Source organism: Microbacterium sp. ARD31, assembly GCF_031844425.1.
Map to the genome: position 1 here is coordinate 1 of NZ_JAUZVE010000067.1, position 12,842 is coordinate 12,842.

Below are 12,842 nucleotides of genomic sequence, written 5' to 3' on the forward strand. Positions count from 1 at the left end.
CTGCCGCGCCCTGCCGTGCTGCCGGCGGACGCGCCACGTGCCGGCGCGGAGCCCGCGCTGCGCGACGTCGGGCTGCCGGCGGACCCGGCGGCGCGGGAGAGCGACCCGGCACTGGCCGCACGACCGGTGGACCCGATGGGCTTGATCGCGCCGGCGCCACGGGCGGGAGACGTCGGGACGGCACCCGGCCGGACCGCGCCGGCAGCCAGGCCGCCCGCGCCACCCGCGGCGCCGAACGCCGCCGCCGACGTCGCACCGGAGGCACCGCCCGTCCCGCCGGCAGGGACCGGAGAGGAGACCTGGGAGCCGGTCGGCTGGTAGGTGACGCCGTTCTGCGAGGTGCCCGTGACCGTGGTGCTCGGGGGCTCGGTGTGGATCCCGGTCGTGGTGGTCGGCGTGGTGGTGGTCGTGGTCGTCGTGGTCGTCGTGGTGGTGTTCGTGGTGTTGTTCGTGTTGTTCGTGTTGTTGTTGTTGTTGCCGTTGTTGTTCCCGTTGTTGTTGCCCTCCCACTCGACGAGCTCGAACTCGCCGCCGTTGTTGCCGCCACCGCCGTTGCCGCCGCCGCCGGTGACGGGCGGGGCCTGGGTGCCGGGGAGGTAGGGCCCCTGCGGGCCGGACGGGACGTTCGGCGGGGGCTCGGTCGGGTCCTCCTGGCCGTGGATCTCCTTCATCGGCGGGATGGCGCCGAGGAAGGCCGCGTCGAGGTCCTTGGTGAGCGCGAGCGACTTCGCCTCCTGCTTGTCGTACTGCGACTGCCACGCGCTGCGCTCGTTGGCCCGCGCCTGGGAGGCGTCGGCCTGCGCCTGGATCTCCTCGGGGGTGGGCTCCACGCCGGGGGTGCCGGGGGGCGCCTGGTAGGGGGCCGGCTTCGGACCGAGCTCGGCGAGCGTGTCGCGGGCGTCGCGGGCGTCGGACAGCTGCTGGCCGACCTGGCGCAGCGCCTCGCCGGCGACGCGGAGCTGCTCGGCCTTGGTGGTCATCGAGGTGGACGACTCCTCCATGGAGGCGCGCAGCGCCGGACCGGTGAGGGTCTGCTCGCCGATGCGCAGCTCGGCCTGGCTGGCGGCCTGCTTGAGCGCCTGGGCGAGGACGTCGAGGTCCTCGGACTTCTTCTTCCAGTCGCGACCGGCGTTCTTGACCAGTCCGTCGGACGCGGAGTCGAGGTAGGTGTCGAGGCGGAGGCGGTGGGGTCCCTTGGTCACGGCTCAGTCCTGGGTGTCGGTGGGCAGCGAGCAGGTGTTGGAGCTGAAGGTGGGCGCGGCGACGCACTCGGTGGAGGCCTGGATCAGGTTCATCGTCGCCTGGGTCTGCTCGGTCGTGCGCTCCATGTCCCGGCCGAAGGCCTCGACCGAGCTGCTCATGCCGCGCAGGCCGGCAGCCATCTTCTTCAGCTCCTCGGCGACGGCCTGGTGCGCCATCTCCACGTTGGTGCCGAGCCGGTAGCCACCGGTGTAGGAGTCGCCGAACGCCGAGCTGGTCACCGGCGTGACCGTGTCGGTCTCGACACCCTCGGCGGCCTTGTCGAAGGACGACATCAGCGACGAGATGGTGTCGGCGTCGATGTTGAGCCCCACCATCGTCTGGGTGAGCAGTTCCCTGTCTTCGAGCGGCAGCATGCTCTGTCCTTTCCCCCTGGTCACAGAACCGAAACCCACTCTAGGCAGTTCGTCGGGGAGCGGCAGCATCTCCGCGGTACGCGAGGGGCGAAGGGCGCCGGATAGGGTCGGACCATGACTTCTCGGGGACCTCGTCACCGCCGGTTCGCGCCCGTGCTGGGCATCGCCGCCCTCGTCCTGACCGCCGGCTGCCAGGACGGCTCGGACGCCTCCGGCGCGGACCCCTCCGACCCCTCGAGCAGCAGCCCGTCGTCCCCGACGTCCTCGGTCGCCGTGCCCGAGCCGACCGAGTCGGTCCCGACCTTCGAGGTCGCCGAGAACAAGACGATCAAGGTCCCGGGCGCCAGCATGCACCCGCTGGCCACCTACAAGCACCTCACCGACTACGGCATCGTCCAGGGCTGGAACGACGGGCAGAGCGCGGTCACCTTCGCTCCCGAGGTCAACCGGGCGCCCTCCCTCGACGCCATGGCCCGCAGCTGGATCAGGCGCAACGGGGGCCCGAAGGTGCAGGTGCGCCAGGACGACGCGATCGCCGGTGGCAAGTACAGCGCCTGGCACGTCCTGGACACCACCTCCGACCCCGTGCAGGAGAAGCACACCTTCGGCATCCTGTTCCTGGACTCGGCCTGGCTGATCGAGATCACGATCTACGAGGACGGCACCCCGGAGCCGCTCACCGACGAGGAGGCCGAGGGCGTGATCGCCAGCCTCCTCGGGACCTTCAAGACCGACCTCGACTGAGGCGCCGAGGACCTCTAGCTCGGCACCGCCACCGACAGGCCGGACGCCCCGGAGCTCGGGATGTCGATGCGCCGCACGGTCCCGTCCAGGCCGAGCCGCATCATGAAGCTGTCCTCGCCGGTGAAGAGCCGCACCACGAGCGCGTCGTCGCCCTCCCAGGCGACCTGGGTCCAGAACCCGCCGACGGTGCGGCGCGGCAGGGCGGCTTCGTAGGTGACGACCTCCTCGCCGGTGGCCGCGTCGAGCACCGTGATGGTCGGTGAGCCGTACCCGTCCGCCTCCGGGTCGAGGCCGATGACGTACCGACCCCCGGGGCTGAACGGACCGAGCGCGTGGTCGCACGTCTCCCACAGCGTGGTGCCGGTGTCGGCCACGCCCTGCACGACGGCGGAGCAGGGCCGGTCGTCGCCCGCCACGAGACCGGCGACGACCCCACCCGTGGGGGACGCCGAGCGTCCGTCGATCGGCCCCGGCAGTGCGCCGGGCGAGTCCCCGCCCCCGACGAAGGTGGAGACGAGCCCCCTGCCGTCGCTCTGGGTGGCGGCGACGACGACGTCCGACACGAACCCGATCGGTGCGACCTGGTGGTCCTCGGGGCTGGGCGGGAACTCCAGGTGGTCCGTCACCGGGCCGCCCGCGGCGTCGGCCAGCTTGACCCGCCAGCGCGTGCCGTCGTACTCCGACCATGCGATGCGCGAGCCGTCCGGGCTGACCACGAGCCCTCCGGTGGGGACCGGCCCCTCCTCGACCTCGAGGTCGGACGTGAGGATCTCGAGGGTGTGCCACGGCACTCCGGGCGCGTCGTTGACGGCGACGCCGATCCAGCCGTCCCCGTAGGGGGTGAGCTCGTCGTAGACCCTCGGCAGGTCGATCGTGCCGTCGGGCGTGATGAGGCTCGGGCCGTCCATGTCCATCAGCGGGACGGTGGTGCGGTCTGTCGTCGCCGCACTGCGCGCGTCCACGACGACCGTGCCCGACGCGACCGTGGGTGCCGGGGTGTTCGTCGCGGGAGGGACGTCGCCGCGCTGCGCGGGGCTGCCGAGGCCGATCCCGACCGGGACGGCGACGGCGAGCGCCGCGGCGACGGTCGCGCCGGCGGCGGCACGGCGGCGGCGCCGGATGCTGCCGGCGCGACGGCGTACGTCGGTCACCGTGAGCGGCGCGTGCTGCAGGGGGTCGACGAGGCCGTGCAGGGCGTCGTGGACCTGGTCCTCGAGGGGCGTGTGGTTCATCGCGCATCGTCTCCGGACTCGTGGGGGTGGGGGCCGTTCGGGTCGAGCGACCGGGGGGCGCGGGCGCGCAGCCCGGCGAGGGCGCGGCTGGCCTGCGACTTGACCGTCCCGGCCGAGATCCCGAGGACGTCGGCGATCTCGGCCTCGCTGAGCTGCTCGTAGTAGCGCAGCACGATGACCGAGCGCTGCTTGGGCGGCAGGGTCTGCACGAACGACCAGAGCACCCCGCCCATGCCGTCGTCGTACTCGTCGTGGACGCCCGCGTCGGGCATCGAGTCGGTGGAGTGCTCGCGTCGCTTCCAGGCACGGCGCCACAGGGAGTTGTGCTCGTTGACCATGACGCGGCGGACGTAGCCGTCGAGGGCGCCGTGGTCGCGGACCTTGTCCCAGGAGAGGTAGAGCTTCGCGAAGGCGTTCTGCAGGAGGTCCTCGGCGCCGGCGTGGTCGCCGACGAGGAGGTACGCCGTCCGGTACAGGGCGGTCTGGCGCGCGGACATGTACGCCGAGAACTCCGCGTCCTTGTCGGCCCGGCGGTCCTGCGCACCCATGTCGACGAGTGTCGTGCTCACCCTTCACCCCCGTTCGTCTTTCGTGCGGTGTGTCCTGGTCGTCCATCGCCCGGACTGCACTGAGGACGCGGTCGCACGGGGCGGGGTTGCATCTATTTGGGGCCGGTTGGAAGGCTCGCCCGGAAGGGGTCACCCGCACTCCCTCGACACAGGAGGCAATCGATGCAGCAGGTCAAGGCCGTCGTCGCGCTCGCCAAGGGCGAGCCGGTGCAGCTCACCACCATCAACGTGCCGGACCCGGGTCCGGGTGAGGCGGTGGTGAAGGTGCAGGCCTGCGGGGTCTGCCACACCGACCTGCACTACCGCGAGGGCGGGATCAACGACGACTTCCCGTTCCTGCTCGGCCACGAGGCCGCCGGAGTGGTCGAGTCGGTCGGGCCGGACGTCACCGGGCTGGAGCCGGGCGACTTCGTCGTGCTGAACTGGCGCGCGGTGTGCGGCGACTGCCGGGCCTGCAACCGGGGCGAGCCGTGGTACTGCTTCGCCACCCACAACGCCACGCAGAAGATGACGCTGGCCGAGGGCGACCTCGCCGGCACGGAGCTCTCCCCGGCGCTGGGGATCGGCGCGTTCGCGGAGAAGACCCTCGTCGCGGCCGGGCAGTGCACCAAGGTCGACCCGTCGGCGCGCGCGGCCGCTGTCGGCCTGCTCGGCTGCGGGGTGATGGCCGGTCTCGGCGCCGCCATCAACACCGGCAACGTCGGTCGCGGCTCGACCGTCGCGGTGATCGGCTGCGGCGGTGTCGGCGCGGCCGCCATCGCCGGCGCGGCACTGGCCGGCGCGGCGAAGATCATCGCGGTCGACATCGACGACCGGAAGCTCGAGACCGCCCGCTCGCTCGGCGCGACCCACACCGTCAACTCCTCGGAGGTCGACGCGGTCGAGGCGATCCGCGGGCTGACGCCGCCGGCGGACGGCACCGGCCACGAGGGCGGTGCCGACGTCGTCATCGACGCGGTCGGGCGGCCGGAGACGTGGAAGCAGGCCTTCTACGCCCGCGACCTGGCCGGCACGGTCGTGCTGGTCGGCGTGCCGACCCCGGACATGAAGGTGCCCGACATCCCGCTGATCGACGTCTTCGGCCGCGGCGGGTCGCTGAAGTCGTCGTGGTACGGCGACTGCCTCCCCTCGCGGGACTTCCCGATGCTCGTCGACCTCTACCAGCAGGGTCGGCTCGACCTGGATGCGTTCGTCACCGAGGAGATCGGGATCTCCGACGTGGAGGCGGCCTTCGAGAAGATGCACCACGGGGACGTGCTCCGCTCGGTGGTGGTCCTGTGAGCGTGCGCGTGGACCACGCCGTCGTGTCGGGCACCTTCAGCCTCGACGGGGAGACCTACGACGTCGACAACAACGTGTGGGTGGTCGGGGACGACGAGCAGTGCCTGGTCATCGATGCCCCGCACGACGTCAACGCGATCCTCGAGGTCGTCGCCGGCCGCACGGTGAAGGCGATCGTGTGCACCCACGCCCACGACGACCACGTCCGTGTCGCTCCGGCCCTGCGCGTCGCCACCGGCGCACCGATCCTGCTCCACCCGGACGACCGGCCCCTCTGGGAGCTGACCCACGGTGGTGACGAGGAGGGTGCCGAGCTCTGGGACGTGGACCTCTCCGACGGGCAGTCGCTCACCATCGGTGGCGCGGCGGTGACCGTGATCCACACCCCGGGCCACGCTCCGGGCGCCGTCTGCCTCTACGTCCACGACCTCGGCTGCGTGTTCACGGGCGACACCCTGTTCGAGGGCGGGCCGGGCGCGACGGGACGCTCCTACAGCGACGCCGACCTCATCAAGGAGTCGATCCGCTCGCGGCTCCTCGACCTCCCGGACGAGACGGTCGTGCACACCGGCCACGGGCCGGACACCACGATCGGGGCCGAGAGGGCCAACGTCTGACCGCATTCCGGGGTCGTTGGGAAGCCGTCCGGCGGCCGTGTCAGGCGGTCAGCAGGCCGTGAGGAGGGCGTGGCGGCGTCGGCGACCCCGGCCGGGCGGCGAGAGCCAGCCGGCGCCGTTCCTCGCGCACCTCGTCGAGGTGGTGGGCCTCGGCGACCAGCTGGTGGTGCGCCGGGTGGTCGACCGGGGTGCCGCGGACCCGGCGCAGGACGTACTTCCACGTGCGGTGGTAGCGCACGTACGGCACCTGCCACCGTCTCGACCGCGCCCGCCAGCGGAGGTGCTGACCCGACATCATGGCGTCGCGCGGCACCCACCACCCCGTGACCACCAGGTCCACGTGGGCGGGGTAGCGGCGCTTGGCCCGGTCGCGACCGCCGTCGTCGCGCATCGGCTCGACCAGCGCGCCGGTCTCGCGGTGGCGGAGGTCGATCCGCACCTGGGCCAGCCGCAGCATCTCCACCACCATGGCGGCTCGAGGACTCGTCCGCCTCGTCTCCCACCGGGCCACCTGCGACTGCGAGATCCCGAGGAGCGCGGCCAGCCCCCGTTGGGACACGTCCAGGATCCGCCGGACCCGCCGCACCAGCCCCGGGATCCCGCCGTCGAACGGACCCATCAGGTAGACGTCGACCTCGGCCTCCGTCCACTCCGCCATCTCCTCCGGATCGACGCGCTGCTGCGTGATCGCCATGCCTGCCTCCCGTGTGATCGATGTCGTCCTCCGATCCCACTCCGTCGTACCGACAACCCGCCGTCCTTCCTCCACAGCCCCGCGTCCTCCACAGCCCGCCGGGTGGTTCGGGGTCACTTCCCTTCGGTCACTGGCACCTGAGTCGCCCAGCGACTCAGCTCCCATACCCATGAGGGCCGGGGAGATCGGGGGCAGGGAAATCGGAGGCGGGGCGGGGGAGCGCGGGGCTACGGTCGGGGGATGAGCAGCGACGCGTTCGTGCCTGCCGACTTCGAGCCGCCTCGGTCGCTGGTGACCGACGACTTCCGGCTCGAGCCGCTCGGGCCGCAGCACAACGACTCCGACCTCGCCGCATGGTCGTCCAGCATCGACCACATCCGTGCCACTCCCGGCTACCCGGACGGCAGCTGGCCGCCCCCGGGCGGGATGTCGCCGGAGGACAACCTCGCCGACCTGACCCGGCACGCGGCCGATTTCGAGGCGCGGCGCGGCTTCACGTTCACCGTCCTCGACCCTCGCAGCGACGACGTCATCGGGTGCGTCTACCTCTACCCGAGCAGGTCGGCCGAGCACGACGTTGAGGTCCAGTCGTGGGTCACGCAGGACCGCAGCGAGCTGGACGGCCCGCTGGCCGACGCGGTCGCGGGGTGGCTGGCGGCCGCGTGGCCGTGGGAGCGGCCGGACCGGCGCGGACGGTGAGGCGGCGGTCCGGGGCACCGTGCCACGATGAGCCGGTGCGACGGAGGCGGGGGACCGGGAGGACGTGGAGGAGCGGGGGGACCGCGCTCGCGACCCTCGCGCTCGTCGCCTCGCTCGCCGCCTGCCAGGGCGAGGACGACGACCCCGAGCAGCGCGGGCCGGGCGAGGCGGCCGCCAGCGCGACCCCGACCGTGCCGCCCACCCCGTCGGAGGAGCTCGGGCTCGCCGAGGGCTGGGGACCGGACCGGGGCGAGCTCGACCGGGCGGCGGAGGCCGTGCGTCGGATGAGGCTCCCCGCGCTGGCGGGCCAGGTCATCGTGGCGGAGTGGTCGGGGACGGCGGCACCCGTCGACCTGGTGCGCAGGCTGCACCTCGGAGGTGTGATCGCCTTCGACTCCAACGTCGTCTCCGCCGAGCAGGTCCGGGCGGTCAACACCCGGCTGACCCGCCGGGTGGGCCGGAAGTGGCCGCTGTTCCTGGGCGTCGACCAGGAGGGTGGCGTGGTCGAGCGGCTGAGGGGCGCCGCGACCCGGTTCCCCACGTTCATGAGCGCCGGCGCCGCCGGCGACGTGGCGTTGACCGAGCGGGCCTACGCCGCCAGCGGCGCCGAGCTCCGCGGCCTCGGTTTCACCGTCGACTTCGCTCCCGACGCGGACGTCACCTCCGGGCCCGGCGACCCCACCATCGGCTCGCGGGCCGCGTCGTCGTACCCCAGCACGGTCGCCGAGCACGTCGTCGCCGCCGCGACGGGGTTCGCCGCCTCCGGGGTGCTGCCCGTCGTGAAGCACTTCCCCGGCCACGGCTCGGTCCCGGGCGACAGCCACCTGACCCTGCCGGTGCAGGCGAAGTCGCGCAAGGAGCTCGAGGCGACCGACCTCGTCCCCTTCCGCGGCGCCGTCGAGGCGGGGCTGCCCGCGGTGATGATCGGCCACCTCGACGTCCGGGCGGTCGACCCGGGCGTGCCCTCGTCGCTCTCCCGGAAGGTCGTCACCGGGCTGCTGCGGCAGGACCTCGGTTTCGGCGGCCTCGTCGTCACCGACGCGCTGGACATGGCCGGTGTCACGCGGGGCCGGGACCCGGGACGTACGGCGGTGCAGGCACTGCGGGCCGGTTCCGACGTCCTGCTGATGCCTCCGTCACCGGCCGTCGCCCGCGCCGCCGTCGTCCGGGCGGTGCGCTCCGGCGCGCTGCCGCGCCGGCGCCTCGAGCAGGCCGCGGCGCGCCAGGTCGCGCTGCTCACGCACCTCGACGGCCGGGCGGGAGCGCCCGTCGGCACGGCACGCGGGGCCTCGCGCAGCCTGTCGGCCGCCGCGGTGACGATGGTCGCCGGCGAGTGCGCCGGACGGCTGGTCGGCGACCAGGTCCACGCCTACGGCGACCCCGGCGCGGTCTCGGTCTTCGCCGCGGCCGCCGGTCGGGCGGGTCTGGGCGTCCTGCTGCGCAAGGCCACCCCGACCCGGCTCGCACGAGCCGTGCCCCAGCCCGAGCGCCGCAAGGGGGAGCGCCGCAAGGCGTACCAGAAGCGCAAGCGCGCCTGGCGCAGGGCCGAGGCCCGGCGTGAGGAGCGGCTCGCCGCCTGGGTCGCCCGCGAGGACGCCCGCCTCGCCGCCGGTACGCCGGTCGGGTTCACGGGCTTCCGCGACGCGCCCGTCGACGGGGACGTCGCCGTCGCGACGGACAGCCCGTGGGTCCTGGGCCGGGTGTCGGCGCCCACCCGCATCGCGACCTACGGCGACACCCCGGCGGCGATGGACGTCCTGGTCGAGGTGCTGCTCGGCCGGGCGCCGGCTCCGGGGCGGCTCCCGGTGCGGGTCGGCGGCGTCGAGCGCAGCGGCTGCCGCGCCTAGAACGGCTCCACGAGCAGCGCCGTGCCGTGCCCGGCGGCACGGGTCAGCACCAGCGTCGCCTCGTCGTCGCCCCGGAGCGCCAGCCGCTTGCGCAGGTCCTCCGGCACGACCTGGACGCCCCGCTTCTTGATCGTGAGCCGGCCGATGCCGCGCTCGTGCAGGGCGGCCTTGAGCTGCTTCTCCCGGTAGGGGAGGTGCTCGCGCACGCGGTAGCCACGGGCGAACGGCGTCCGGAACGACTGGTCGCTCGTCACGTAGGCGATGTGCGGGTCGACGAGCCCGCCCCCCACGCCGGCGGCGACAGCGGTGACCAGGCCGGCCCGGATGACCGCGCCGTCCGGCTCGTAGAGGAAGGCACCCACCTCGCGCACGTCGGACCCCGCCTCGCCCGGGGCCGGGACGTCCTCGTCGGTGAGCGTCGCCAGCCCGCCGTCACCGATCACCGTGGCGCGCCGGTCGGTCGTGGAGAGGTCGGGCGACCACAGGACCGCCTCCTTGACCTCGCCGCCGTCGCTGACCCATTCCGCCTCGACGCCCGGCGGCACGAGGTCGTGGCCGATGCCGGGAGCGACCTTGACGAGCGAGCGCCGGGCCAGCAGGTCCAGCACCCACGGCCACGGCGGGGTCCAGCCCTCGACGTCGAACACGCGTCCGCGACCGCCGCGGCGGGCCGGGTCGGCGAAGGCCGCGTCGAAGCCGGACGGGTCGACGGTGGTGGCGTCGCCGGCCCGCACGGCCCCCGGCAGCCCGAGGGCGGCGAGGTTGGCCCGGGCCATCGCGGCCCGGACGGGGTCCTGGTCGACCCCGGCGGCGATCAGCCCGGCGCGCGCGAACGCGAGCAGGTCGCCGCCGATCCCGCAGCCGAGGTCGATCACGCTGCCGCCCGGGACCGCCGCCGCGAGTCGCGCGGCGCGGTGGTCCGCGACCCGCGCCCGGGTGGCCTGCTCGAGCGCGTCGGGGGTGAAGAACATCAGGTGGGCGTCGTCGCCGAACTTGGCGACGCCCCGCTCGCGCAGCTGCGCCTGGGTCGTGGCCGCGGCAGCCTTCTCCGCGTCGGGCTCGAGACGGCGTACGACGCTCGCGACCCGCACCGGGTCGCCGGGGTGGTCCGACCAGGCCTGGGCAGCGTGGACCAGCAGGCGCCCACCCTCGGTCGTCTGCAGCCACTCCAGCGTCTCGATCTCCACGAGAGCATCCTGTCAGGCGGCGGTGACCGGGCTGCGCTAGCACTCGGTTGGGCAGAGTGCTAGCGTTGCGTTGGCACTCTCACCCTGAGAGCGCCAACGCTCGTGAGCCTGGCACGACCCCCGCGACGGCGTGCCGCCCCGGACCGCGAGCCCACGTCCTGGGAGCCCAGAGATGGTCTCCTGAAGAATCTCGTGAAGAGAAAGTGGAGGTTGATCCGAAGTGTCGGTCAACATCAAGCCCCTCGAGGACCGCATCGTCGTCCAGACGCTCGAAGCCGAGCAGACCACCGCCTCCGGCCTGGTCATCCCGGACACCGCCAAGGAGAAGCCCCAGGAGGGCGAGGTCGTGGCGATCGGTCCCGGTCGCGTCGACGACAACGGCAACCGCGTCCCGATCGACGTCGCGGTGGGTGACAAGGTCATCTACAGCAAGTACGGCGGCACCGAGGTCAAGTACGCCGGCCAGGAGTACCTCATCCTGAGCGCGCGCGACGTCCTCGCGGTCGTTTCCTGATCCCCTTCGCCCGGATCGTCATGGCCGCGGGTCGCTGCGTCGACCACCGGCCATGACGTCCGGGCGAACCCCTTTCACCCGTTCCTAGGAGCACAGCCAGATGCCCAAGATCCTGGAGTTCGACGAGAACGCCCGCCGCGCCCTCGAGCGCGGCGTCGACGCCCTCGCCAACGCCGTCAAGGTGACGCTCGGCCCGAAGGGTCGCTACGTCGTCCTCGACAAGAAGTGGGGCGCCCCCACCATCACCAACGACGGCGTGACCGTCGCCCGCGAGGTCGAGCTCGACGACCCGTTCGAGAACCTCGGTGCCCAGCTCACCAAGGAGGTGGCCACCAAGACCAACGACATCGCCGGTGACGGCACCACCACCGCCACGGTGCTGGCCCAGGCCATGGTCCACGAGGGCCTGCGTGCCGTCGCGGCCGGCGCCAACCCGATGGGGCTCAAGCGCGGCATGGACGCCGCGGCCGAGGCCGTCGGCGACGCGCTGCGCGAGGCCGCCCGTGAGGTCGAGTCGCGCGAGGACATGGCCTCGGTGGCCACGATCTCCAGCCGCGACAGCCACATCGGCGACCTGCTCGCCGAGGCCTTCGACAAGGTCGGCAAGGACGGCGTGATCACGGTCGAGGAGTCCAACACCATGGGCACCGAGCTCGAGTTCACCGAGGGCATGCAGTTCGACAAGGGCTACATCTCGGCGTACTTCGTCACCGACCCGGAGTCGATGGAGACCGTCCTCGACGACCCCTACATCCTGCTCCACCAGGGCAAGATCTCCTCGATCCAGGAGCTCCTGCCGGTGCTGGAGAAGGTCATCGCCACCGGCAAGCCGCTCTTCATCCTCGCCGAGGACGTCGAGGGCGAGGCGCTGTCGACGCTGGTCGTCAACAAGATCCGCGGCACCTTCAACGTCGCCGCGGTCAAGAGCCCGGCGTTCGGTGACCGCCGCAAGGCGATGATGCAGGACATCGCGACCCTCACCGGCGGCCAGGTCGTCGCCCCCGAGGTCGGCCTCAAGCTCGACCAGGTGGGCCTCGAGGTGCTCGGCCAGGCGCGTCGCGTGGTGATCACCAAGGACACCACCACGATCGTCGACGGTGCCGGCGACGCCGCTGCCGTCGAGGGCCGCGTCAACCAGATCAAGGCCGAGATCGAGAACACCGACTCCGACTGGGACCGCGAGAAGCTCCAGGAGCGCCTCGCCAAGCTCGCCGGCGGCGTGTGCGTGATCAAGGTCGGCGCCGCCACCGAGGTGGAGCTGAAGGAGAAGAAGCACCGCATCGAGGACGCCGTCTCCGCGACGCGCGCCGCGATCGAGGAGGGCATCGTCCCCGGCGGCGGCTCGGCGCTCATCCACGCCGTCTCCGTGCTCGACGACAACCTCGGCCTCACCGGTGACGAGGCCGCCGGCGTCCGCGTGGTCCGCAAGGCGGCCGACGAGCCGCTGCGCTGGATCGCCGAGAACGGCGGCGAGAACGGCTACGTCGTGACCGCCAAGGTCCGCGAGCTCGGCGTCGGCAACGGCTACAACGCCGCGACCGAGGAGTACGGCGACCTGGTGGCCCAGGGCGTCCTCGACCCGGTCAAGGTCACCCGCTCGGCGCTGGTCAACGCGACCTCCATCGCGGCCATGCTGCTCACGACCGAGACGCTGGTCGTGGACAAGCCCGAGGAGGAGGAGCCCGCGGCCGCCGGCCACGGGCACGGCCACGGTCACTGACCCCGGTCGCTGATCCCTGCGAGCCCCGGAACCCGGCCACGACGGCCGGTTCCGGGGCTCGTGCGTTCCTGCTTGGAGCTCGCCCGGGCGGGCCCCTAGGGTCGGAGCGCCGCATGCCCCGG

At 73.0% G+C, this 12,842-nt stretch carries 12 protein-coding genes and 1 pseudogene; 7 read left to right on the top strand and 6 right to left on the bottom strand.

Annotated features, from left to right (window positions below; translation table 11 throughout):
• Together Q9S36_RS46970 and Q9S36_RS46975 are read right to left on the bottom strand one after the other, a co-directional pair.
• Nucleotides 1-1,202, bottom strand: a pseudogene (locus tag Q9S36_RS46970) (hypothetical protein); the annotation flags it as partial.
• Between the two features lie 3 nt (nt 1,203-1,205).
• Nucleotides 1,206-1,616 (bottom strand): hypothetical protein, encoded by a 411-nt coding sequence (locus tag Q9S36_RS46975; protein WP_311291614.1) that lies wholly within the window; start codon nt 1,614-1,616, stop codon nt 1,206-1,208.
• 114 nt (nt 1,617-1,730) lie between these two features.
• Here Q9S36_RS46975 and Q9S36_RS46980 point away from each other — a divergent pair, with 114 nt between their 5' ends.
• Nucleotides 1,731-2,360: a hypothetical protein gene (locus Q9S36_RS46980; RefSeq protein WP_311291615.1), complete on the top strand. Its 630-nt coding sequence runs from the start codon at nt 1,731-1,733 to the stop codon at nt 2,358-2,360.
• Between the two features lie 14 nt (nt 2,361-2,374).
• On the opposite strand, the gene Q9S36_RS46985 is transcribed toward Q9S36_RS46980, so the two are convergent.
• Together Q9S36_RS46985 and Q9S36_RS46990 are read right to left on the bottom strand one after the other, a co-directional pair.
• Nucleotides 2,375-3,592, bottom strand: coding sequence for a hypothetical protein (locus tag Q9S36_RS46985; RefSeq protein ID WP_311291616.1), 1,218 nt, complete (start codon nt 3,590-3,592; stop codon nt 2,375-2,377).
• Nucleotides 3,589-4,161, bottom strand: coding sequence for a SigE family RNA polymerase sigma factor (locus tag Q9S36_RS46990; protein WP_311291617.1), 573 nt, complete (start codon nt 4,159-4,161; stop codon nt 3,589-3,591). Before Q9S36_RS46990 ends, Q9S36_RS46985 begins: the two co-directional genes overlap by 4 nt.
• A gap of 162 nt (nt 4,162-4,323) precedes the next feature.
• On the opposite strand from Q9S36_RS46990, the gene Q9S36_RS46995 reads away from it, so the two are divergent.
• Nucleotides 4,324-5,442: an S-(hydroxymethyl)mycothiol dehydrogenase gene (locus Q9S36_RS46995; RefSeq protein WP_311291618.1), complete on the top strand. Its 1,119-nt coding sequence runs from the start codon at nt 4,324-4,326 to the stop codon at nt 5,440-5,442.
• Nucleotides 5,439-6,059, top strand: coding sequence for an MBL fold metallo-hydrolase (locus tag Q9S36_RS47000; protein WP_311291619.1), 621 nt, complete (start codon nt 5,439-5,441; stop codon nt 6,057-6,059). Before Q9S36_RS46995 ends, Q9S36_RS47000 begins: the two co-directional genes overlap by 4 nt.
• 40 nt (nt 6,060-6,099) lie before the next feature.
• Here the strand turns inward: Q9S36_RS47000 and Q9S36_RS47005 are convergent, their stop codons facing one another.
• Complete coding sequence (locus Q9S36_RS47005) at nt 6,100-6,753, bottom strand: helix-turn-helix transcriptional regulator (protein WP_311291620.1); 654 nt, start codon at nt 6,751-6,753, stop codon at nt 6,100-6,102.
• 240 nt (nt 6,754-6,993) lie between these two features.
• Between Q9S36_RS47005 and Q9S36_RS47010 the strand changes: the two genes are divergently transcribed.
• Nucleotides 6,994-7,452 (top strand): N-acetyltransferase, encoded by a 459-nt coding sequence (locus Q9S36_RS47010; protein ID WP_311291621.1) that lies wholly within the window; start codon nt 6,994-6,996, stop codon nt 7,450-7,452.
• 35 nt (nt 7,453-7,487) lie between these two features.
• A complete protein-coding gene (locus tag Q9S36_RS47015; protein WP_311291622.1) occupies nt 7,488-9,299 on the top strand; it encodes a glycoside hydrolase family 3 N-terminal domain-containing protein in 1,812 nt (603 codons plus the stop codon).
• On the opposite strand, the gene Q9S36_RS47020 is transcribed toward Q9S36_RS47015, so the two are convergent.
• Nucleotides 9,296-10,486, bottom strand: a complete 1,191-nt coding sequence (locus tag Q9S36_RS47020) for a class I SAM-dependent methyltransferase (protein ID WP_311291623.1) — start codon at nt 10,484-10,486, stop codon at nt 9,296-9,298. The two genes, Q9S36_RS47015 and Q9S36_RS47020, sit on opposite strands and share 4 nt — an antisense overlap.
• Before the next feature lie 220 nt (nt 10,487-10,706).
• Between Q9S36_RS47020 and groES the strand changes: the two genes are divergently transcribed.
• Together groES and groL are read left to right on the top strand one after the other, a co-directional pair.
• Nucleotides 10,707-11,000, top strand: a complete 294-nt coding sequence (groES, locus tag Q9S36_RS47025) for a co-chaperone GroES (RefSeq protein WP_056906676.1) — start codon at nt 10,707-10,709, stop codon at nt 10,998-11,000.
• Nucleotides 11,001-11,100: 100 nt separating this feature from the next.
• A complete protein-coding gene (gene groL, locus Q9S36_RS47030; RefSeq protein WP_311291624.1) occupies nt 11,101-12,720 on the top strand; it encodes a chaperonin GroEL in 1,620 nt (539 codons plus the stop codon).
• Nucleotides 12,721-12,842 lie beyond the last annotated feature (122 nt).

Excerpts from the sequence above, each read along its gene's own strand:
- groL (WP_311291624.1), top strand. The coding sequence starts at position 11,101 with ATGCCCAAGATCCTGGAGTTCGACGAGAACGCCCGCCGCGCCCTCGAG.
- Q9S36_RS46995 (WP_311291618.1), top strand. The coding sequence starts at position 4,324 with ATGCAGCAGGTCAAGGCCGTCGTCGCGCTCGCCAAGGGCGAGCCGGTG.
- Q9S36_RS47005 (WP_311291620.1), bottom strand. The coding sequence starts at position 6,753 with ATGGCGATCACGCAGCAGCGCGTCGATCCGGAGGAGATGGCGGAGTGG.
- Q9S36_RS46975 (WP_311291614.1), bottom strand. The coding sequence starts at position 1,616 with ATGCTGCCGCTCGAAGACAGGGAACTGCTCACCCAGACGATGGTGGGG.
- Q9S36_RS46985 (WP_311291616.1), bottom strand. The coding sequence starts at position 3,592 with ATGAACCACACGCCCCTCGAGGACCAGGTCCACGACGCCCTGCACGGC.
- Q9S36_RS47010 (WP_311291621.1), top strand. The coding sequence starts at position 6,994 with ATGAGCAGCGACGCGTTCGTGCCTGCCGACTTCGAGCCGCCTCGGTCG.
- Q9S36_RS46980 (WP_311291615.1), top strand. The coding sequence starts at position 1,731 with ATGACTTCTCGGGGACCTCGTCACCGCCGGTTCGCGCCCGTGCTGGGC.